The sequence below is a fragment of the Aminobacter sp. NyZ550 genome (assembly GCF_025628925.2).
GTDB classification, from domain to species: Bacteria; Pseudomonadota; Alphaproteobacteria; order Rhizobiales; family Rhizobiaceae; genus Aminobacter; species Aminobacter ciceronei.
Genome location: NZ_CP114190.1, coordinates 3,248,561 through 3,269,630, shown reverse-complemented (window position 1 = coordinate 3,269,630; position 21,070 = coordinate 3,248,561). Strand labels below are relative to the sequence as shown.

Sequence of the window (21,070 nt, the reverse complement as noted above, 5' to 3'; positions counted from 1 at the left end):
CTTACGACTTGGTCGGCTGGGCACCGGCCGGCACGGCCGGCTTGCCCATGTCGTCCGCGCCTTCAGGCCGCAGCCTGAACAGGATCAGCAGCGGACCAGCGACGAAGATCGACGAGTAGGTGCCGACCAGGATACCGAAGATCATCGCCAGCGTGAACGACTGGATGACCTCGCCACCGAACAGGTAGAGCGAAACCAGGGCCAACAGCGTCGTCACGCCGGTCAGCACGGTACGCGACAGCGTCTGGTTCATCGACAGGTCGAGCAGCTGCTCGATCGGCATCTTCTTGTACTTGCGCAGGTTCTCTCGGACGCGGTCATACACGACGACGGTATCGTTGATCGAATAGCCGACGATCGTCAGGATGGCCGCGATACTGGTCAGATTGAACTCGATGCCTGTTATGACATAGAGCCCGACCATCATCGTCACGTCGTGCACAGTCGCGATGATCGCACCGAGCGCGAACTGCCATTCGAAGCGGAACCAGATGTAGATCAACATCGCCAGCATGGCGGCGAGCACGCCGATCGTGCCCGACCAGGCCAGCTCGCTCGACACCGTCGGTCCAACCGATTCAACGCGGCGGAACTCATATTCGCTCGCAAGCTCGCCGCGCACCTTCTCGACCACGCTCTGCTCGGCATTGTCGCCGGCGTTCTGGCCCTCGACGCGGATCAGTAGCGTGTTGTTGGCGCCGAACTCCTGCACCTGAACGTCGCCGAGGTTGAGCTCGCTCAGCCTGGCGCGGACGGCGGCCGAGTCAGCGGTACCGCTCTTGGACTGCACCTCGATGCTGGTGCCGCCGCGGAAGTCGATGCCGTAATTCATCTCGATCGAGAAGAACAGCACGGCCGCCAGGATCGACGCCGCTGCCGACAGCGTGAAGGCATGGCGCCGCCAAGACATGAACGGATAGCTGGTGTTGTCGGGCACGAAGCGCACCAGGCCCTTGGGCAGTTCCTTGGGCTTGGCGCGGCGCAGCCAGATCGAAACCAGCCAGCGGGTCAGGGTGAAGGCGGTGAAAACGGTCGTCAAGATGCCGATGGCGAGCGTGACAGCGAAGCCGCGAACCGGACCCGAACCGAGATAGAACAGGATCAGGGCGGCGATGAAGGTGGTGAAGTTGGCGTCGACGATGGTCGCCAGCGCGCGGGCGAAACCCGAATCCAGCGACTGTACCAGGGATCGGCCGAGTTGCCGCTCTTCGCGCACGCGTTCGTAGATGATGACGTTGGAGTCGACCGCCATGCCGACGGTCAGCACGATGCCGGCGATGCCGGGCATTGTCAGCGTGGCACCCAAGATGGACAGGATCGCGATGATGAGCGCCACGTTGGCGGCAAGTGCAATGTTGGCGATGATGCCAAGCGTGCCATAGGCGACCAGCATGAAGCCGACGACGAGGATGCCGGCGATGACCGAGGCGAACTTGCCGGCGGCGATCGAGTCGGCGCCAAGGCTCGGACCGACGGTGCGTTCCTCGACGATGGTGAGGTCGGCGGGCAGCGCACCGGCGCGCAGCAGCACGGCGAGATCATTGGCGCTTTCAGCGGTGAAGCTGCCGGAAATCTGGCCCGAACCGCCAAGGATCGGCTCGTTGATGCGCGGTGCCGAGATCACCTGGTTGTCGAGGATGATGGCAAACAGGCGGCCGACATTCTGCTGGGTGGCCTGGCCGAAGCGCGACGCGCCCTTCCCGTCGAACCGGAAGGAAACGACGGCTTCCGAGGTGCGCTGGTCGAAGGTGGCCTGCGCGTCGGTCAGGTTTTCACCCGACACGATGACGCGGTTTTCGATCAGGTAGGGAACGGGCGGATCGTCCTGCGAATACATGACCGTCGAGCCTGCCGGCGGGCGGCCCTGCAGGGCCTCCTGCGGCGACATCGACTGGTCGACCATCTGGAAGGTCAGCTTGGCGGTCTTGCCGAGGATTTCCTTGAGACGGGTCGGATCCTGAAGGCCCGGAACCTGGACCAGGATGCGGTCGGCGCCGGCGCGCTGGATGATCGGCTCGGTGGTGCCGAGCTCGTTGACGCGGCGGCCGATGACCTCGATCGACTGGGTCACGGCATTGTTGACGCGGTAGTCGATGCCGCCTTCGGTCAGCGTGTAGCGCAGAAGCCCGGCCTCGGGCTCCTCGAGCGACAGCTCGCTCACCGTACCGGTGCCGAACATGCTCGACGACAACGGCGCAACCAACGGCGCGAGCGCCGTCTTGGCCGCATCGATCTCGTTCACATCGCTGATGCGCACCTGCACCGTGGTGCCGGTGCCGGTCAGGCCGGTGTAGCCGATCTTAGCGTCGCGCAGCAGCGTGCGGATGTCGTCGCGGGTCGCCTGCAGGCGTTCATCGACCAGGTCCTGCCGGTCGATGGATAGCAGGATGTGCGAACCGCCCTGCAGGTCGAGGCCAAGCGTCAGTGCGCGCTTGGGAAACCACCCCGGAAGGGAATCGAGCTGAGACTGGGTCAGCATGTTCGGGATGGTGAAGAGCACCCCGAGGAGCACGACGGCCCAGATCGAGATTGTCTTCCAGCGCGAGAAATAGAGCATTTGGCCTCGTCCGATAAGGCGTGATCGCGGTGCTTATCGCCCGCCTACGATTACTTCTTGGCGTTCTGGTTGGCGATCGGCTCGCCCTTGACCCGAACGTCGGAAATCGTCGCACGCAGCGCCGTCACCTTGAGACCATTGCCCAGATCGATCTCGAGCTCGTGATCGTCGATGACCTTGCTCACCTTGCCGACGAAGCCACCACCGGTGACGACCGTATCGCCGCGGCGGATCGCCGTAAGCATCTCGCCGCGCTTCTTCAGCTGGGTGCGCTGCGGGCGGATGATCAGAAAATACATGACCACGAAGATCAGCACAAACGGCAAGATGCTGATGAGAACGTCGGGCGCTCCCGCGGTGGCGGCCTGTGCGTATGCCGGCGTGACGAACATGAATGTCTCCTGAGAAAGTATCGGGATACCGCACATCGGGACCCCGGAAATGTGCGCGGAATATAGTCGCTCATGCCACCAATGCAACTACGCTTGGCCCAAGCCGTAGCGCTTTTCCGCGCAATTTGAGCGTGTTACAGCGTCGCGCACAGGTAATGTCTAGAGACTGACGGGATCGGCCATGGAAAAGACCATCGAAGCGCTCAACTCCAAGCTGGATCTTCTGATCGCTGCGGTAACCAGGCTTGCGCCTCCGTCCGTCCCAGAAACCGACATCGCCACCGCCGACTGCTATGTCTGGGCTGCCGATCCGGGCTTTCTCGAACCCGTATTGCGGGTCAACCGCGTCGACATCGGCCTGATCAAGGGCGTCGACCGCGTCCGCGACATCCTCGTCGACAACACCGAGCGCTTCGCCGCCGGCCTGCCTGCCAACAACGTGCTTTTGTGGGGTGCGCGCGGCATGGGCAAGTCGTCGCTGGTAAAGGCAGCACATGCCACGATCAACGCCTCGGGCAAGACGGCAACGCCGCTCAAGCTGATCGAGATCCATCGCGAGGACATCGACACCCTGCCCAAGCTGATGAACCTTCTCAAGGCGGCGCCCTTTCGCTTCATCCTGTTCTGCGACGACCTGTCGTTCGACCATGATGACACCTCGTACAAGTCGCTCAAGGCGGCCCTCGAAGGCGGCGTCGAGGGCAGGCCCGCCAACGTCATCTTCTATGCAACGTCGAACCGCAGGCATCTCCTGCCGCGCGACATGATCGACAATGAGCGCTCGACGGCGATCAACCCGTCGGAGGCCGTTGAGGAAAAGGTCTCGCTCTCTGATCGCTTCGGCCTGTGGCTCGGCTTCCACAAATGCTCGCAGGACGAATATCTCGAGATGGTCAACGGCTACGCCCGTTACCATGGCTTCGACAATGATCCGGAGACCCTGCGCGCCGAGGCGCTGGAATGGGCGACGACGCGCGGCAGCCGTTCGGGCCGCGTTGCCTGGCAGTTCATCCAGGATCTCGCAGGCCGCCTCGGCAAGCCGCTCATAGACTGAACCCTCCAAACGAAAAACCCGCCCCTGTCGGGACGGGCTGATATGGCGGGACGATGGAGGTCAGGCGACCCGCGCCGGCGTCGATCCGAAAACCCCTTACGATTTTCGGAAAGCGATGCCTGGCTCCAGTGCCTATTCGAGGTAGCCGCTCGGATCGACCGGCGTGGAGTTCTTGCGCACTTCGAAATGCAGCTTCGGGGCATCGGTCGAACCGCTCATGCCGGACAGCGCGATCTCGTCGCCACGTTTGACCTTCTGGCCGCGCTGGACCTTGAGCGAGCTTGCGTGACCATAGACGGTGACGAGGCCGTTCTCATGGCGCACCAGCACGGTGTTGCCGAATTCCTTGAGCCCGTCGCCGGCATAGATGACGACACCGTTTTCGGCAGCCTTCACCGGCGTGCCTTCCGGCACCGAGATGTCGATGCCGTCATTCGACTTGCCGCCGCCCTTGCCGTAGCTGGAAACGACGCGGCCACGCACCGGCCAGCGCATGCGGTCGATACCGGTGGCATTTGGCGCTGCCTCGGCCGATTCCTCGGCCTGCTGCACCAGCTTGTCCTTCTTCGGCGGCGTGTAGGCCGCAACGGCGGGAGCTTCGGCCGCAGGCTTGGCCGCGGCAACGGCCGGCTTCGGAGCGGCTGTGGCTGCGGTTGCGGTCACGACCGGGTCGACGGCGGGTGCAGCCTTGGCAACAGTCGAAGTCGCGCCGCCAGCCGGCACCTTCAGCGTCTGGCCGATCCTGATGCGGCCGTCCTGCAGGCTATTGGCCTCCTTGAGTGCCGCCGTCGACACGCCGAGCTTCTTGGCGATACGGTTGAGCGTATCGCCTTCGACGACCTTGTAGCCGCCGCCGGCACCTGCCGGCTTGGCATTGCTGTCGGTCGGCGAGCCGAGCTGCGCGGTTGCGGTTTCCTTGGTCTTGGGCTGCTGCGGCAGCACCGCAACCTTGTTGCTCGGCAAGGTGGCCGGCTGCGGATTTTTGCCCGGAACCTTGAGCGTATTGTCCTGCGCCGTCTGCGGCTGGGCTATCGTGCCGGTCGACCTATTGTCCAGCGCAGGCGCCAATGCAGGGGCTTGAGCCGGAGCCTGGGCGGTACGAACCGGAGCCGGAGCAAGCGCTGGCGCCTGGGCGACTGGTGCCGGCAGAGGCTGCGACGACACCGGCTGCAGACTGCCGCGGCTGACCGAACCGGCACTGGCCGAGGCAACCGGCGTCGCCATCTGGGCATCGCCAGGGAATGGCTGCTGCTGCGGCTGCTGGTTGATGATCGAACGCTGGTTCGGCGTCGATGCGGTGAAGATGTCATCGACACCACCGCCGCCAAATCGCGACACTCCGGAACTGCACCCTGCCGCCATGCCGGCAACCAGCAGAACGGCGCCGCCGCGCGCCAGAGAGCGTCTATTCGCCTTCAAAATACTGAAACGCATCGCACTGACCCGCGCTTTACCCGATACCAACTAGGCTTGATTAAAGCGCGTTAATGTTACTGGCCGGTTAAGAGGATCAAATAAATCAAAAGCTTCGCCAGCCCGCGACAAGACGCTTTCCGAGGCGGGCTGGAGGCCCCGGCGGCGCGCAGATAGCAGCGATGTGGGTGGTGCCGACTTAGATGACGGCAGCGACGCCGCGGGCCAGCGGCTGCAGGCGGACGACGCCGAGGTCTTCGCGCTCGAAGCGGCTTCCGATCTTGGTCAGCTTGCACAACACCTGCTCGCCCTCTTCCGGGCCGATCGGCGCGATCATGGTGCCGCCGCTCGAGAGTTGGTCGACGAACATGCGCGGATGGCTGTCGAAAGCAGCCCATACGACGATGCGGTCGAACGGCCCCTCGCCCGGCAGACCGTTCGAACCGTCGGCCTGGCGGACCAGCGCATTGCCAAGGCCGAGCATCTCGAAGCGCTGGCGCGCCAGATCGGTCAGGGTTTTGAAACGCTCGACGGTGACGACCCGGCCGGCAAGCCGCGCCATGACCGCGGCTGTGTAGCCGGAACCCGTACCGACTTCGAGCACACGGTTTCCCTGTTCGATGTTGAGCGCTGATATGACCGCCGCCTGGAGATCGGCGCCTTCGATCGCCTCGCCACATTCGATCGGCAGCATGCGGTCCGACCAGGCGATGGAATGGAACTGGCCAGCGAGGAAGTCACGACGGGGCGTTGCCTCGAAGGCGGCGATCAGATTTTTCGGAACGATGCCGCGCCCGCGCAGGCGAAGAAGAAAGGCGGCGAAGCCCTCACGGTCGTCCGGCATCATGTTCATGCAATAGCCTTGGCCAATTGATCGCGCAGTTCATGCGCCGTCATGTCGAGCTTGAGCGGCGTGACCGAAATCTGCTTGTTGCGCACGGCGTGCAGATCCGTGCCCGGCTTCACCTCCGGCTCATCGCGGCCGAAACGCAGCCAGTAATATGGCAGGCTGCGGCCGTCGCGGCGCTCCTCGACCCAGATGCCGTAGGCAAGCTTGCCCTGGCTGGCAACCACAGGTCCGGTGACCTCTTCGGGCGGGCAATTCGGGAAATTGACGTTGAGCAGCACGCCGATCGGCAGTTCCGTGGCGATCAGCTTGCGCAGCAAGGCCGGGGCCAGCGCTTCGGCCGTCTCGTAAGGCACGATGCGTTCGTCGTTTTCATAGATATAGGCCTGGCTCAGCGCAATCGAGCGGATGCCGATCAGAGCACCTTCCATGGCACCCGCCACCGTGCCCGAATAGGTCACGTCATCGGCAACGTTGAGACCCGAATTGATGCCCGAAAGGATCAGGTCCGGCGGCTCTGGCAGGATCTTGCGGGCGCCCATGATGACGCAGTCGGTTGGCGTGCCGTTCACGGCATAATGCTTGTCGCTGATCTTGCGCAGCCTGAGCGGCTCCGAGATCGACAGCGAATGCGCATAACCCGACTGGTCGGTTTCCGGTGCCACCACCCAGACATCGTCCGACAGCTGGTTGGCGATCCGCTCCAGGACAGCCAAGCCTTCGGCGTGGATGCCGTCGTCGTTGGTCAGCAGAATGCGCATGTCACTTCGCTTCTATCTTGGTCAGGCCACCCATGTAAGGCAGCAGCGCTTCAGGAATCGTTACGCTGCCATCCTCGTTCTGGTAATTCTCGATGACGGCGATCAGCGCGCGGCCGACGGCAACGCCCGAACCATTGAGCGTGTGCACGAAACGCGTGCCCTTCTCTTCCTTCGGACGGTAGCGGGCATCCATGCGGCGCGCCTGGAAGTCGCCGCAGACCGAGCAGGACGAGATTTCACGATAGGTGTTCTGGCCGGGAAGCCAGACCTCGATGTCGTGTGTCTTGCGCGCGCCGAAGCCCATGTCACCGGTGCACAGAACCATGGTGCGGAACGGCAGGCCGAGGCGCTTCAGCACCTCTTCAGCGCATTCGGTCATGCGGTCGTGTTCGGCCAGCGCACTGTCGGCGTCCGTGATCGAGACCAGCTCGACCTTGTAGAACTGGTGCTGGCGCAGCATGCCACGCGTGTCGCGACCGGCAGAGCCTGCTTCCGAACGGAAGCACGGTGTCAACGCCGTCATGCGCAGCGGCAGCTGCTCGTTGGCCAGGATTTCCTCGCGCACCAGATTGGTCAGAGGCACCTCGGCGGTCGGGATCAGGCCGAGCCGGCTCTCGCCATGCGGCACGAAGAACAGGTCTTCCTCGAACTTGGGCAGCTGGTTGGTGCCGAACAGCACCTCGTCACGCACCAGAAGCGGCGGCTGCACTTCGGTGTAGCCGTGTTCCGACGTGTGCAGGTCGAGCATGAACTGACCGAGGGCGCGTTCGAGCCGGGCCAGCTGGCCCTTGAGCACGGTGAAGCGCGCCCCGGACAGCTTCGCGGCGCGCTCGAAATCCATCAGGCCGAGCGCCTCGCCGATCTCGAAATGCTCCTTCACCCAGTTCGGGCGCGGCAACACCTTGCCGACGGTGCGCAGCACGACATTGCCGGTTTCGTCCTTGCCGACGGGCACGTCTTCGAGCGGCACGTTGGGGATCACGGCCAAGGCTGCGTCGAGCGCCTTGTCGAGCTCACGCTCGCGGCCTTCGCCGTCCTGGATGAAACCCTTGATCTCGGCGACTTCGGCTTTCAGCTTCTCGGCAAGGGCGGAATCACCATTGCGCATGGCGTTGCCGATCTCTTTCGAGGCGGCGTTGCGGCGCTCCTGCGCTTCCTGCAACTTCGAGACATGGACGCGCCGCGCCTCGTCCTTGGCGATCAGGTCCTCGACCGTCGACTTTGCCGCATCCGCCGACTGACTGCGCTTCATCAGCGCTTCGATCAGAGCTTCAGGGTTCTCGCGAATCCATTTGATATCAAGCATTTATAAGGTTCCGGTCGCGGCAGTTGTCGAACGACCGCGCCGGCGGATCGGGCTGTCAGCCGGCCTTGTCGGCGCTGCCTGTGCCTTCGAGCGAAGTGGATGCTGCTTGCGATTGCGGGGCCGCGGCACTGTCGTCCGCATCCTGCTTTTCGCGCGCCACACGTTCCTGTTCGCGCTTCTTTTCGATCATCCGGGCGGTCCAGATGGAAATCTCGTAAAGAAGGATCGTGGGAAGGGCAAGGCCGATCTGGCTTACCGGATCGGGTGGGGTGAGCACTGCCGCAACCACGAAAGCGATGACGATCGCCCATTTGCGCTTCTCGGCCAGCCCTTGCGAACTGACCATTCCGACCCGCGCCATCAGCGTCGTCACGACGGGCAGCTGAAACACCAGGCCGAAGGAGAAGATCAGCGTCATGATCAGGCTGAGATATTCCGACACCTTGGGCAGCAGAGAAATCTGCACCTGGTCGTCGGTGCCGGCCTGCTGCATGGCGAGGAAGAACCACATCACCATCGGCGTGAAGAAGAAATAGACCAGCGACGCGCCCATCAGGAACAGCACCGGCGAAGCGATCAGAAACGGCAGGAAGGCCGCGCGCTCGTTCTTGTAGAGACCGGGTGCAACGAACTTGTAGATCTGCGAGGCGATGACAGGGAATGCAATCACCAAGCCGCCGAACATGGCGAGCTTGATCTGGGTGAAGAAGAATTCCTGCGGCGCGGTGTAGATCAGCTCAACCTTGTGCGGATCGAGCCCTGCCCAGTTGGTCGCCCATTTGAACGGGATTACCAGCAGATTGAACAGCTGCTTGGCAAAGAAGAAGCAGACAAGGAAGGCGATGAAGAAACCGCCGATGGACCACATCAGCCGGGTGCGCAATTCGACTAGATGTTCGATCAGCGGCGCCGAGGACTTCTCGATTTCGTCGTCTTCGGCGCTCACGAGGCTTTTCCTGCTTTGGTCGTCTTGGTGGTCTTTTTGGGCGCTACAGCCTTGGCCGATGCAGCCTTGGCTACCGGCGCCTTTGCCGGAGCGGCCTTGGCCACGGGTGCCTTGGTCGTTGCTACCGAAGCCTTGGCTCTTGCGGCAGGCTTAGGCGCGGCCTTCGGCTCTGCAGCTTTGGCTGCAACCGCTGGCGCAGGAACAGGCGTGGCCTTCACCTCGGCGGCCGGAAACACCGGTGATGTGGCAGGCATCGCGTCCGGCCCGGCAACGCCTGGCATGACGGTTGCGCCGTTCTTCAGCGGTTCGGCCGGATGCGTTGCGTCCACAGCAGGATCAGCCGACGGCGCCGGCTGTGACGGCTTCATCGCCGCGTCGAGGCCGGCACGCACATCGGAGGCCGCCTGCTCGAAAGGATTGAGCTGCTTCCTGATCTGCTGCGCGGGGTTGAGACCGCGCAGCTCGTCGACCGACTTCTTGACGTCGTCGAGCTCGGCCTCCTTCAGCGCCTCATTGAACTGGCGCTGAAAGTCACCCGCCATGGAACGAGCCTTGGCCGTCATCCGCCCCATTGTGCGGAGCATCTTGGGCAAATCCTTGGGGCCGACGACCACGATCATGACGATCGCGATCACCAGCATTTCGGTCCAGCCGATTTCAAACATGTCGGTGCGATCCGGCTAGCAAGAGACGATGGTCAGCTTTTGCTGGCCTTTTCCTTGGACGAGTTCACGGTCTCATCATTGCGGTGCTCGACCGTCTTGGAGTCATCGGCTTCGTCGTCCGACATACCCTTCTTGAAGCTCTTGATGCCCTTGGCCATGTCGCCCATCAGTTCCGGGATCTTGCCACGACCAAACAGCAGCAGCACGACGACCAGAACGATCAGCCAGTGCCAGATTGAAAACGAACCCATTGAACTCTCTCTTGAACAGTTTCCCTGCGATTGATCTAGGCTCTTTCGCTTCCGGATTCAAACACTAGAACATCCGCTTTCCGAAGCGACAGCCATATATCACGTGCTTTTGCGGACAAAGCGCCGCAGCGTATGCGCGCCCGCACCGGCGTCTCGGCGCCCGGCACCGCGAGTTCAAGCAATTCGACGACGCCGAGATAGCGCCTGGAAATGATGCGGGCCTGGGTTTCGCCTGATGTCTCGCTGACGTCGATGCCGGTCAGGCGCACAGCCACGAGCACGTCGGCGCCCTCCGAAGCGTCGGTTTCGACCTCGCCCACCGGTGTCATCGCATAACCGTCGACAGCCTTGGCGGGAAAGACGTTGAGCTCGGAAAAGAAGCCGGCGACGAACAGGTTTGCCGGCTTGAGGTAGAGGTCTTCCGCCCTGCCCGTCTGTACCAGCTTGCCGTCCTTCAACAGCGCGATGCGGTCGCCCATGCGCATCGCTTCTTCGGCATCGTGGGTAACGACGATGGCAGTCGCCCGGCTTTCGCGCAGGATCGCCAGGGTTTCGGCGCGCACCGAATCCTTGAGGCGCGAATCAAGCCCGGAGAACGGCTCGTCCATCAACAGGACCGCCGGTCGCGGCGCCAACGCGCGAGCTAGAGCCACGCGCTGCTGTTCGCCGCCCGACAATGCATGCGGATAGTTGTCGGCGTAATGTTCGAGCCCGACGCGGGCGAGCGCGATCAGCGCTTCCCTCCTGGCCTCCTCGCGCGACAGCGCGGTCAGCCCGAAGCGGACGTTGTCGAGGATGGTCAGATGCGGAAACAGCGCAAAATCCTGGAACACCAGGCCGATAGAGCGCTGTTCCGGCGGCAGGAACACCTGAGGACCAGCGATTTCTTTGCCGTTCAGCAGTACGCGCCCGGAGGTCTGCGCCTCGATGCCGGCGGCAATCCGGAGCAGCGTCGTCTTGCCTGAACCCGACGGCCCGAGAAGGCACAGCACCTCGCCCGGCTCGGCGGCAAGACTGACCTCGCGCAGCGTCTCCGAGCCATTGCCGAAGGAATGGCGAATGTCCTCAAAAGCCAACCGCGCGGCGAAGGTCACGCCCGCAGTGACACGCGCTGCCGTCTGGGTTTGATTTGTCGTCACAGGATCGACCTCCTGCTGCCGGTTCCACACCGGCGCGGGTCAATCATCTGTGGCGCGGGGTGTCAACAGGCCGAGCTCTTCCAGGTCGATGTCGGTGAGCGGGTCCTCGTCGTCGGTGAGCAGGTCAGGATCGGACGGCGGCAGCGGCACCGAGAAGCCGGGCGGCATGCGCGACGACAACAGCCCTGCCCCCTTCAGCTCTTCCATGCCGGGCAGATCGCGGATCTCCTCCAGGCCGAAATGATCGAGGAACTTGTCGGTCGTGCCATAGGTCACCGGCCGGCCCGGCGTCTTGCGCCGGCCGCGCATGCGCACCCATTCGGTTTCCATCAGGGTGTCGAGCGTGCCCTTCGAGGTCTCGACGCCGCGGATATCCTCGATCTCGGCGCGGGTCACAGGCTGATGGTAGGCGATGACCGACAGCACTTCGAGGGCGGCGCGCGACAGCTTCTTCTGCTGGATGGTGTCGCGGCTCATCAGGAAGGCAAGATCGCCGGCAGTACGGAACGCCCAGGAATCGGCAACCTTGACCAGATTGACGCCGCGCCGCTCGTAGATGCGCTGCAACTCGGCCATGGCGGCGGGAACGTCGACGCCTTCCGGCAAGCGCGCGACAAGCTGCCGTTCGCTCACCGGCTCGGCGCTGGCGAAAACGATGGCTTCCGCCATGCGCACAGCCTCGGCCAGATGCAGCCGTGCCGCCGGGTTGCGCTCGACAGTCTCCTCGTCCTCGTCGTCGAGGGCAAACGGGACGACATTTGATCCTTCGGTCATGACGCACCTTCGGTCTGCGGGGCCGCGGCCTGGCGTTCGCGCAGGTAGATCGGCGCAAACGGCTCGTGCTGACGGATTTCGACGGTCCCGTCGCGGACCATTTCCAGGCTGGCGGCAAACGAGCTGGCGATCGCCGTTGCACGCTCTTCGGGGCTGGTCATGTAGCGGATCAGGAAATGATCGAGCGCAGTCCAGTCCTTCAGTTCGCCGACCATGCGGGTCAGGATCTCGCGTGCTGCCTTCAGCGACCAGACACCGCGCTTGGCGATCTGCACATTGGTAATCGCCTGCCTTTGGCGCTGGCCGGCATAGGCGCTCAAGAGATCGAACAACGAGGCCGAGTACTCGTTGCGCTTGTCGATGATGACCAGTTCGGGGGCGCCGCGCTGAAAGACATCGCGACCGAGCCGGTTGCGGTTGACCAGCCGAGAGGCGGCATCGCGCATCGCTTCCAGGCGCTTCAGGCGGAATTGCAGCACGGCGGCCAGCTCTTCACCGCTCTCGCCCTCGTCGCCCGGCAACTTGGGGATCAAAAGCTTGGACTTGAGGAAGGCGAGCCATGCCGCCATGACCAGATAGTCGGCGGCGAGCTCCAGCCTCAGGGCCCGCGCCTGCGAGACGAAGGTCAGATACTGCTCGACGAGGGCCAGGATGGAAATGCGGGAAAGATCGACACGCTGGCTGCGCGCCAGGTGCAGCAGAAGATCGAGCGGGCCTTCGAAGCCGGCGACGTCAACGACCAGCGACGGATCGTCAGTCATGCGGTCGTCAGCGTTCTCCGCCCACAGACGGTCCATCGGTGCTGGCTTTTGCGCCTTGCTTTCCAATGCTTCCGCCAATTCCGTGCCTTCTCCTTGAGAGGCTATGCAACTGCCTCGAAAGTGTGTCCGAATTCCGCCTGCTGCACGGTTTCAGCGCGGGCATGCAACTTGCCGGCGATTTTGCAGTGAAGGACAAGATCGGCATCCGCCGCAAGGATTGCCGCGGTCTTTGCCCGGTAATCCCCAGAAAGCCGCGTCCCCAACGTGTCAGGCGGTGATTCGGTCATGCCAAGAGCTTAGCGCCTTTTGACCTGACATAGAATCGTGCGCATCGTCAGGGCCTGAAAACGAAAACGGCGCAGCCAGGCTGCGCCGTTTTCCGATTTGGGTGTGGCTCGCTTACTTCGAGACGAAGCAGTTGCCGCCGGCGGCCTTGTAGCTTTCGCACAGGCTGACCGCATCGTTGCGGGTGCCGGCAGGTACGCGAACGCGCCAGAACGTGCCCTTGCCGGCGATGTCGGCCTTGACGATGCTGACTTCGCGGCCGTTCAGCACGCTGCCGTAGCGGCGGGCGAGATCGGCATAGGTCGACTTCGCGGCGGCTTCGCTCGGCTGCGAGGCGATCTGCATGGCCCAGGCGCCGGATGCTGCAGCCGTCGTCGGGGCCGACGGCGCGATAGCTGCCACCTGGTCAGGCTTGACCTCGCCAACGACATCGACCGGCTGCTCGGACGGGCGCTGTGGCGCAATCGGAGCGGTTGACGGGGTGTTGGCCGACTGCGCAGGCTTGGCGACAGGCGCCAGCGCCGGCTGTGCCGGGACGGTGCCGGTGGCTTCACTTGCCGGCTCGGCAACGCGCTGCGGTGCCGGATCGGTCGGCTCGGTTGCGGCAACAACGGCCGGGGCTGGTTCTTCGCGCGGCACCAGCGTGCCATCAGGCCTCACCACCATGGTGCGGACCTTGCGCGGAGCAACAGCAGCCGTCTCGGTGCTGGCGTCGGGCTGATCGGCCTGTGGCACTTGCGCGACACGCTCTTCCGACTTCGCAGTCGGTTCAGCGGCGACATCGTCTCCGTTGAGCGGCAGGTTTTCGGGCATGTTCGCCTCGGCTTCCTGTGCCGCGAGATCGACCGGCTCTTCAGCGTTGGTAACAAGCTTGTCCTGGGCCGGAGCACCATTGGTCGAGCCGCCTGCGACGCGGTCATAAACCTTGCTGTCCTGGTTCGGCACTGTTGCGCCGCCCGGATTTTCCGGCTTGATCTTGATCGGGCTCTCGTCGGCCTTGACGATGACGGGGGCGCCTGCCCCCTCGCCGCCGCCGAATGACAGGGCGAAGGCGCCAATGCCGCCGACAACCGCGACCGCACCGACGATTGCGGCGATCATCATGCCGCGACGTGCCGGACGGGCTGCCGGCGAACCGGGCAGCGTTTCCATCGCTTCGTCGAAATCAGGATCGTAGTCGAACTCGTCGGCCTGGGCCTGCTGGCGCGGCGCGTTGGACTGGCTCTGCAGCATGCCGCCGAGGTCGAAGCCACCCAGGCGGTCATCGGCCTGCTGGCGGCCGGCATACATCGCTGCGGCACCGGCTGCGGCCGCACCTGCCAGTTCGATCGGCTGCGATGCATCGCCATCGCGCAGCGTCTTGCGATCGAAGCCGTCGGCATAGGGATTCGACGCATAGTTCGACGACGCGGCAGGCTTGGTAACCTCCGGTGCATTCATCTCGTTCATCAGGTTCGAGAATTCACCGTCGAGATCGTCATAGGCAGGAGCCGGGGGGGCGTCATCCTCGAACGACAATTCAGGGATGTCGAGGTCGTCGGCGAGCGCGACGGCCTTTTCCGGCACATCGACGGTCTCGATATCGGGCGCATCATCGAAGGACGAAACGGCGGCGAAAAGCTCGGCTTCCAGATCATCGACCTCGGGCTCAGCTGGCGCATATGCCTCTGGTTCGGCCTGCGGTGCATAAGCTTCGGGCGCATAGGCAACGGGTTCAGCCTGCGGCTCATAGGTCGGCGCGACCGGCACATAGGCATCCGGCTGCTGGATTGCTTCCGGCTGGTAGCTCGACTGGGCTGCTACAACAGGAGCTGCTGCGCGCGGGGCAACCGGCGTGCCGAGGCCCCAGCTGCGGGCCTGCTCGTAGCGCGAGGCCGCAAGCGGACGCATCGGCGCTGCGGCAGCAGCGGCTGCTGAGACGGCAACTGCCGGCGCTGCAACTTCCGCCACCTCGGCCACGGCACTGCGCTCGAGCGCCATGTCGAAGGCGTCGTCATCAAAGCTGACGTCGATGTCGGCCTGGTGATCGTAGCTCGGCTCGGAATAGCCGGCATCGGCCTGGACGGGAGCCGCTTCCTCGGCGGCCACGAATTCCTCGACCGGCGCGTCGTAGGACGGCGCATAGTCGGTGTCGTCATAAGCCTGCGCCGCCTCTTCGGCAGGCTGCTCGGGCGCCCACAGCGAGCTTGCGAAGGTCGGCTCGGGCTCAACAGCAACTGGTTCGACGACGCGAAGCGGCGTGGGCTCGGACAGCGCCTTGGCCTGGCTGCTCATATTGCCAAGCAGTGCGTTCAGCTCGTCTTCGAGGCTGGTGTCTTCGACAGATGCCACCGGAGCCGCGACCTGGGCGACCTCGATCTCCTGGACCGGCGCTTCGACCACCGACTCGACGGCTGGCGCTTCATAAGCGACCGCAGGCTCATAGGCGGGCTTTTCGTCACGCAGCGCCTCCTGCAGGCGGCGTTCGAACTCGTCATAGTCCTCGGCCTGCGCGACAGGTGCTGCAACCGCCTGCGGCTCCTCGACCAGATCGGCATGCGAGAACGCGATTTCCGGCTCGGCCGGCTGGTATTCGCCCAGCGTCAGCTGATCGTCAGCGACAGCTTCAACAGCATAGTTGTCATCGTCAACAGCCGCGAAATCCATGTCGACATCGGCAAGGGCGACGTCAAACTCGGCATCGAGATCGACTTCGGTCGAAGTCGAATAAGAAACCGGCGCAGCGACCTGCTCGGCAGGCTCATCGGCCACCAGCAGTTCGTCCTCCATCGAGAATTCCTGTTCGAAGGACGCAGCAACCGCGTCGTCAAAATCGGGCTCAGGCGTGAAGGACGGTTCGGGCGTGAAAGCGGGCTCAGGAGCGAAAACGGGTTCCGGAGCGAAATTTACTTCAGGCGCCGGCTCATAGGCAGGTGCGGCAGCATAAGCCCGCTCTCCGGGATGAAGCAGCTCATCCTCAAGCGAGAAATCCTCGAAGCTCGCGGCAACGGCATCGTCGAACGACGCGTCGGAGGCGAACTCCGGCTCACGAGCGCGCTCTTCGGTCGGCGCGTAAGGAACCGACGATTCGGCGGGCGTGTAGGACGAGGGTTCGTTTGCCTGAACATATGCCGCGGGGGCAACGTGCTCGGGCGCCGCGACGAAATCGTCGCCGGCCAGCTCGCCGAGCAGTTCCTTCTCCAGATCAATGCCGAAGTCGTCGTCGACAGCCGGTTCGATGCGCTCAGCGGGCGCACCAACATCCTGGCGCACCACTGGCTGGCGCGGGTCGAAACCCATGATCCTCGTCAATTCGGCGAAGGGATCTTCGTCGGCGAAGTCATTCTGGTCTGCGATCTTCAGCTGGGTTCTGTCTGCCATTCTTTTTCCCGAACTCTCGCACTTTTTTCGGACGCAGTGAACGTCGCGTAAGGTTGGCCCTTACCAGCGCAATGTGGGCAAAAGGTGACATTCAGCTCCGGAAAACCTAGCGCATTTCGGTCGGCGCATCCGCTCCGATCAACGCCAGGCCTGACGTCAAAACGTCCGAAACAGCCTGCACCAGCCCGAGTCTGGCATAGGTCAATTCTGGATCGTTAACCTTAACAAACCGTAAGTCATGGTTGTCCGTGCCACGATTCCAGTGTCCGTGGAAGGTGCTTGCGAGGTCGTAGAGATAGAACGCCAGCCTGTGCGGCTCCATCGACTGTGCAGCCTGTTCGATCAGGCGCGGATACTCGGCAAGCTTTTTGATGAGTGCGATCTCGCCTTCGTCCGCCAGCCTTTCGACAGCCCCGATCAGGCCGGCGCGCGCGAACTCTGCTTGGCCGAGCTGCTCCTTTGCCTGCCTGAACACCGAGTGGCAGCGCGCTGATGCGTACTGCACGTAGAACACCGGATTGTCCTTGGACTGCTCGGTGACTTTGGCAAAATCGAAGTCGAGCGGCGCATCGCTCTTGCGGTAGAGCATCATGAAGCGAATCGCGTCGCGACCAACTTCCTCGACGACCTCGCGCAGAGTGATGAACTCCCCTGCCCGCTTGGACATGCGCACCGGCTCGCCGTCGCGGAACAGCTTGACCAGTTGGCACAAAAGCACGTCGAGCTTGACCGCACCGTCGGTGACGGCACGCGCCAGCGCTTCCATGCGCTTGACGTAGCCGCCATGGTCGGCGCCAAGCACAAACACCAGTTCCTCGAAGCCGCGGTCGACCTTGTCCTTGAGGTAGGCGACGTCGGCGGCGAAATAGGTGAAGGCGCCGTCCGACTTGACCAGGGCGCGATCCATGTCGTCACCGACCTCGGTCGAGCGGAACAAAGTCTGCTCGCGGTCTTCCCAGTCGTCAGGCTTCTCGCCCTTGGGCGGCGGCAGCTTGCCCTTGTAGACATGGCCCTTCAGCGTCAGGTCGCTGATCGCCGAGCGGATCGCCTTGGCGTTGTCGGCATGCAGCGTGCGCTCGGAGAAGAACACCTCGTGGCGAACGTTGAGCAGCGCCAGATCCTCGCGGATCATCACCATCATCGCATCGATGGTGCGATCCTTGACAAGCGCCAGCGCCTCCTCCTCGGGCTTCTGCAGCAGGTCGCGGCCGAATTCCTTGGCCAACGCCTGGCCGACCGGCACGAGGTAGTCGCCCGGGTAGAGGCCGGCAGGGATCTCGCCGATCTGCTCGCCGAGCGCCTCGCGATAGCGCAGCATTACCGAGCGGCCGAGCACGTCGATCTGCACGCCGGCGTCGTTGATGTAATATTCCTTGGTCACGTCGTAGCCGGCAAAGCCGAGGATGTTGGCCAGCGCATCACCGACAACCGCGCCACGGCAATGGCCGACATGCATCGGCCCGGTCGGATTGGCCGAGACGTATTCGACGTTGACGCGCCTCTTCTTGCCGAAGCCGGAGCGGCCGTAGTCGGTGCCGCGCGACAACAGGTCAGCCAGGTGCTTCTGCCAGAAGCCGTCGTGGAGCTTGAGATTGACGAAGCCCGGGCCGGCAACCTCTGCCTTGGCGACGTCGGCATCCTTGGACAGCTCCGCCACAAGGCGTTCAGCCAGCGCGCGCGGGTTCTGCCCGGTCGGCTTCGCCAGCACCATCGCCGCATTCGTCGCCAGATCGCCATGGGTCGCATCGCGCGGCGGCTCGACGGCAATGCGCGTCAGGTCGAGCGCGCCGCCCTCTTTCGGAGTCAAATCAAGCGCTTCGACGGCTTTGGTAATCCGCTCGCTGAAATCGGCGAAAATGTTCATTTCTGGGCTTTCGTAGGACGCTTCGACGTCACTTTTGACGTGACATTCCACTGAATGATGATTTCGCCCGGCCTAAACCAAATCGGGCGTATGGTCAAACAAGCGTCGGTGCTCCTTGACCGCATAGGTGTCGGTCATGCCGGCCAGGAAATCGGCGACGGCGCGTGCCTTGATGCGATCCTCGGCCCTGTCGAGCCCCTCACGCCAGCCCTCGGGCATGGCGCGGGGATCAGCGTAATAGGCGTTGAACAGGTCGCGCACGATGCGGTCGGCGTTGGCGCGCACTCGCATCACCTCGGAGTGCCGGTACATGTTGCGGTAGAGAAAAGCCTTCAGCTCCTTCTCCGAAGCCGTCATCTCGCCCGAAAAGGTCACCATGACCTCGCCCGCGTTCCTCACCTCATCGGCGCTTTGCGGTGCCAGGCGCGCGATCCTTGCGGTCGCGGTGGAGATGACGTCCTCGACGAACATGGTGATCTGGCGCCGCATCAGTTCGTGACCGGTGCGCATTGGGTCGAGCGCGGGATAACGCTCGCGCACGCCGCGCAGGATTGCGGCCGGCAGTGGCACGTCGTCAAGCATTTCGAGGGTCAGCAGCCCTGCCCTCAGCCCGTCATCGATGTCATGGGTGTTGTAGGCGATGTCGTCGGCGATCGCGGCACACTGCGCCTCCAGGCTGGCAAAGCGGTCGAGCTCGAGGTCATGCAACTCGGAATAGTCGCGGATCGCCTGCGGCACGGGGCCCTTCAGCCCCTTGCCGGTGGCGTCGGTCAGCGGGCCGTTGTGCTTGACCAGCCCCTCCAGCGTCTCCCAGGTCAGGTTGAGACCGTCGAACTCGGCGTAACGGCTCTCCAGCCGTGTCACCACGCGCAGCGACTGGGCGTTGTGGTCAAAGCCACCCCAGGCCGCCATCTTGTCGTTCAGCGCGTCCTCGCCGGTGTGGCCGAACGGCGTGTGGCCGAAATCGTGGACCAGCGCGATCGCCTCGGCGAGATCCTCGTCGCAGCGCAGCGCACGCGCCAGGGCGCGGGCTATCTGCGCCACCTCGATCGTGTGCGTCAGCCGGGTACGGAAATGATCGCCTTCATGGGCAACGAACACCTGAGTCTTGTGCTTGAGGCGACGAAAGGCTGTCGAATGGATGATGCGGTCGCGGTCGCGCTGGAACGGCGTGCGCGTCGGGCTTTCAACCTCGTCGAACAGGCGGCCGCGCGAGGCCGCGGGATCGCAGGCATAGGCCGCGCGCGGCCGGTAGCCGAAGCCGATATCGCCAAGTTGCCGTTCGCCTGCCATACTCCCCACCTGTTGACTTGCCCCAGGTGGCTTCATACCTATCATAAGAAACTGAAAGCAAGGTGACGCCAATGGGCGCTGATGCCAAGACCGCCATGAAGGTCGACATGACCGAAGCCGCAGCGAAGCGGATAGCCAAGATCGTCGCCGGCGATCCGGGCAAGATCGCGTTGCGCATCTCGGTCGAAGGCGGCGGCTGCTCCGGTTTTTCCTACAAGTTCGACCTCGTCGAAGGCCGCAACGACGACGACGTCGCCATCGAACGTGATGGTGCGACGCTGCTCGTTGACGACCTGTCGCTCGTCTATATGGGCGGCTCGGTCGTCGATTTCGTCGACGACCTGATGGGCCAGTCGTTCCAGATCAAGAACCCCAACGCGGTCGCCGGCTGCGGCTGCGGCACCAGCTTCTCCATCTAGTCATGCGCAGGCCGCAAGCGCTCCGTCAGGTGGCGCTTTCGGCCGGTCGCGACATCGACGCGACGCTTGCCTTCTGGCTCGATGTCTTCGGCCTTCCCGTACACGCCCGCTACGACCCGCCCGGCATCGCCTTCATCATCGTCGGCGGCATCAGGCTGTTTTTCACCGGCGGCATACCGCAGGCGACCGTCTATCTCGACATAGATGACCTCGACTCCTTTTACGAAACCGCATCCGACAATGGCGTGGCGTTCACCACGGCGCCCATGCTCGTCCACCGCGATGCGGCGGGCGAATTCGGCCCTGCCGGCGAGAGCGAGTGGATGGCCTTCCTGAAGGATCCTGCCGGCAACACGATCGGGCTGGTCGAGCGCAAATAGGCTTGCGCATTCGTCCGAACCACTGCATCTCGTCGCGATGCGCCGCTGCCCCCGGGCGTTCTAAGATTCCGAGCGTAAGGGAACAGCATGCATATCCGTCGTTTTGAACCGCGTGACTTCGATGCCGTGGTGAACGTCATCCTGCCCATCCAGCGAGACGAATTCGGCTTTGACGTTACCGTCGACCACCAGCCGGACCTCCGGATCATTCCAGAATTCTATCAGCGCGACCTTGGCGATTTCTGGGTCGCCGAAGCAGATGGCAAGATCGTCGGGACGATCGGCCTGGTCGACATTGGCGATGGGCTCGCCGCCTTGCGCAAGATGTTCGTCGCCGCCGAGTGGCGTGGCCGCGAACATGGAATCGCCGCAAAGCTGCTGGGGCTCTTGCTCGCGACGGGCCGCGAACGCGGCATCCGCGCGGTCTATCTCGGCACCACCGACAGGTTTCTGGCCGCCCATCGCTTCTACGAGAAGAACGGCTTTGCCGAGGTCGCAAGATCCGACCTGCCGGCAAGCTTCCCGGTCATGTTCATCGACACCAAGTTCTACGTGCACCGGCTGGACGCCTGAAAAAGCAGAGGGCCCCAGGCAGGGGCCCTC

20 protein-coding genes are annotated in these 21,070 nt (G+C 63.6%); 4 read left to right on the top strand and 16 right to left on the bottom strand.

The genetic code is table 11. The annotated features are described in order from the left end of the window. Position 1: 1 nt before the first annotated feature. Both secDF and yajC read right to left on the bottom strand, forming a co-directional pair. Entirely contained in the window at positions 2 to 2,557 is a 2,556-nt protein-coding gene (gene secDF, locus N7E70_RS16210; protein ID WP_263006970.1) for a protein translocase subunit SecDF, read from the bottom strand. 50 nt (positions 2,558 to 2,607) lie between these two features. Beyond that, positions 2,608 to 2,949 (bottom strand): preprotein translocase subunit YajC, encoded by a 342-nt coding sequence (gene yajC / locus N7E70_RS16205; RefSeq protein ID WP_067961635.1) that lies wholly within the window; start codon positions 2,947 to 2,949, stop codon positions 2,608 to 2,610. Positions 2,950 to 3,130: 181 nt separating this feature from the next. Between yajC and N7E70_RS16200 the strand changes: the two genes are divergently transcribed. Next, complete coding sequence (locus N7E70_RS16200) at positions 3,131 to 4,003, top strand: ATP-binding protein (protein WP_263006969.1); 873 nt, start codon at positions 3,131 to 3,133, stop codon at positions 4,001 to 4,003. A gap of 132 nt (positions 4,004 to 4,135) precedes the next feature. Here the strand turns inward: N7E70_RS16200 and N7E70_RS16195 are convergent, their stop codons facing one another. The 14 genes from N7E70_RS16195 to N7E70_RS16130 form a co-directional block, all read right to left on the bottom strand. Further along, positions 4,136 to 5,437 carry a M23 family metallopeptidase gene (locus N7E70_RS16195; RefSeq protein ID WP_263006968.1) on the bottom strand — a complete coding sequence of 434 codons (1,302 nt, stop codon included), beginning with the start codon at positions 5,435 to 5,437 and terminating at the stop codon, positions 4,136 to 4,138. A 178-nt stretch (positions 5,438 to 5,615) separates the two neighbouring features. Further along, entirely contained in the window at positions 5,616 to 6,269 is a 654-nt protein-coding gene (locus tag N7E70_RS16190; RefSeq protein WP_154384054.1) for a protein-L-isoaspartate(D-aspartate) O-methyltransferase, read from the bottom strand. Beyond that, positions 6,266 to 7,024, bottom strand: coding sequence for a 5'/3'-nucleotidase SurE (gene surE, locus N7E70_RS16185; RefSeq protein WP_067961627.1), 759 nt, complete (start codon positions 7,022 to 7,024; stop codon positions 6,266 to 6,268). Before surE ends, N7E70_RS16190 begins: the two co-directional genes overlap by 4 nt. 1 nt (position 7,025) lies before the next feature. Then, entirely contained in the window at positions 7,026 to 8,330 is a 1,305-nt protein-coding gene (serS, locus tag N7E70_RS16180; RefSeq protein ID WP_263006967.1) for a serine--tRNA ligase, read from the bottom strand. Between the two features lie 55 nt (positions 8,331 to 8,385). Continuing rightward, positions 8,386 to 9,276 (bottom strand): twin-arginine translocase subunit TatC, encoded by an 891-nt coding sequence (tatC, locus tag N7E70_RS16175; RefSeq protein ID WP_067961623.1) that lies wholly within the window; start codon positions 9,274 to 9,276, stop codon positions 8,386 to 8,388. Further along, the gene (tatB, locus tag N7E70_RS16170) at positions 9,273 to 9,941 is read right to left on the bottom strand and encodes a Sec-independent protein translocase protein TatB (RefSeq protein ID WP_263006966.1); all 669 of its coding nucleotides are present in this window, start codon (positions 9,939 to 9,941) and stop codon (positions 9,273 to 9,275) included. Before tatB ends, tatC begins: the two co-directional genes overlap by 4 nt. A gap of 32 nt (positions 9,942 to 9,973) precedes the next feature. Further along, positions 9,974 to 10,192 (bottom strand): twin-arginine translocase TatA/TatE family subunit, encoded by a 219-nt coding sequence (locus N7E70_RS16165; protein WP_067961619.1) that lies wholly within the window; start codon positions 10,190 to 10,192, stop codon positions 9,974 to 9,976. 35 nt (positions 10,193 to 10,227) lie between these two features. After that, positions 10,228 to 11,331: an ABC transporter ATP-binding protein gene (locus tag N7E70_RS16160; RefSeq protein WP_263006965.1), complete on the bottom strand. Its 1,104-nt coding sequence runs from the start codon at positions 11,329 to 11,331 to the stop codon at positions 10,228 to 10,230. 39 nt (positions 11,332 to 11,370) lie between these two features. Beyond that, positions 11,371 to 12,105 (bottom strand): SMC-Scp complex subunit ScpB, encoded by a 735-nt coding sequence (gene scpB, locus N7E70_RS16155; RefSeq protein WP_263006964.1) that lies wholly within the window; start codon positions 12,103 to 12,105, stop codon positions 11,371 to 11,373. After that, complete coding sequence (locus N7E70_RS16150) at positions 12,102 to 12,902, bottom strand: segregation and condensation protein A (protein ID WP_067961616.1); 801 nt, start codon at positions 12,900 to 12,902, stop codon at positions 12,102 to 12,104. The genes scpB and N7E70_RS16150 overlap by 4 nt, the downstream gene beginning before the upstream one ends. A 65-nt stretch (positions 12,903 to 12,967) precedes the next feature. Continuing rightward, positions 12,968 to 13,153: a hypothetical protein gene (locus tag N7E70_RS16145; protein ID WP_067961615.1), complete on the bottom strand. Its 186-nt coding sequence runs from the start codon at positions 13,151 to 13,153 to the stop codon at positions 12,968 to 12,970. 112 nt (positions 13,154 to 13,265) lie between these two features. Then, positions 13,266 to 16,511, bottom strand: a complete 3,246-nt coding sequence (locus N7E70_RS16140; RefSeq protein WP_263006963.1) for an SPOR domain-containing protein — start codon at positions 16,509 to 16,511, stop codon at positions 13,266 to 13,268. A gap of 106 nt (positions 16,512 to 16,617) precedes the next feature. Then, entirely contained in the window at positions 16,618 to 18,375 is a 1,758-nt protein-coding gene (gene argS / locus N7E70_RS16135) for an arginine--tRNA ligase (protein ID WP_263006962.1), read from the bottom strand. A 72-nt stretch (positions 18,376 to 18,447) separates the two neighbouring features. Next, positions 18,448 to 19,668 carry a deoxyguanosinetriphosphate triphosphohydrolase gene (locus tag N7E70_RS16130; RefSeq protein WP_263006961.1) on the bottom strand — a complete coding sequence of 407 codons (1,221 nt, stop codon included), beginning with the start codon at positions 19,666 to 19,668 and terminating at the stop codon, positions 18,448 to 18,450. Between the two features lie 71 nt (positions 19,669 to 19,739). On the opposite strand from N7E70_RS16130, the gene erpA reads away from it, so the two are divergent. The 3 genes from erpA to N7E70_RS16115 all read left to right on the top strand — a co-directional run bounded on the left by erpA (position 19,740) and on the right by N7E70_RS16115 (position 21,040). Then, positions 19,740 to 20,087: an iron-sulfur cluster insertion protein ErpA gene (gene erpA / locus N7E70_RS16125; protein ID WP_067961606.1), complete on the top strand. Its 348-nt coding sequence runs from the start codon at positions 19,740 to 19,742 to the stop codon at positions 20,085 to 20,087. Between the two features lie 2 nt (positions 20,088 to 20,089). Then, positions 20,090 to 20,467: a VOC family protein gene (locus N7E70_RS16120; RefSeq protein WP_263006960.1), complete on the top strand. Its 378-nt coding sequence runs from the start codon at positions 20,090 to 20,092 to the stop codon at positions 20,465 to 20,467. A gap of 87 nt (positions 20,468 to 20,554) precedes the next feature. Next, positions 20,555 to 21,040, top strand: coding sequence for a GNAT family N-acetyltransferase (locus N7E70_RS16115; protein WP_263006959.1), 486 nt, complete (start codon positions 20,555 to 20,557; stop codon positions 21,038 to 21,040). Positions 21,041 to 21,070 lie beyond the last annotated feature (30 nt).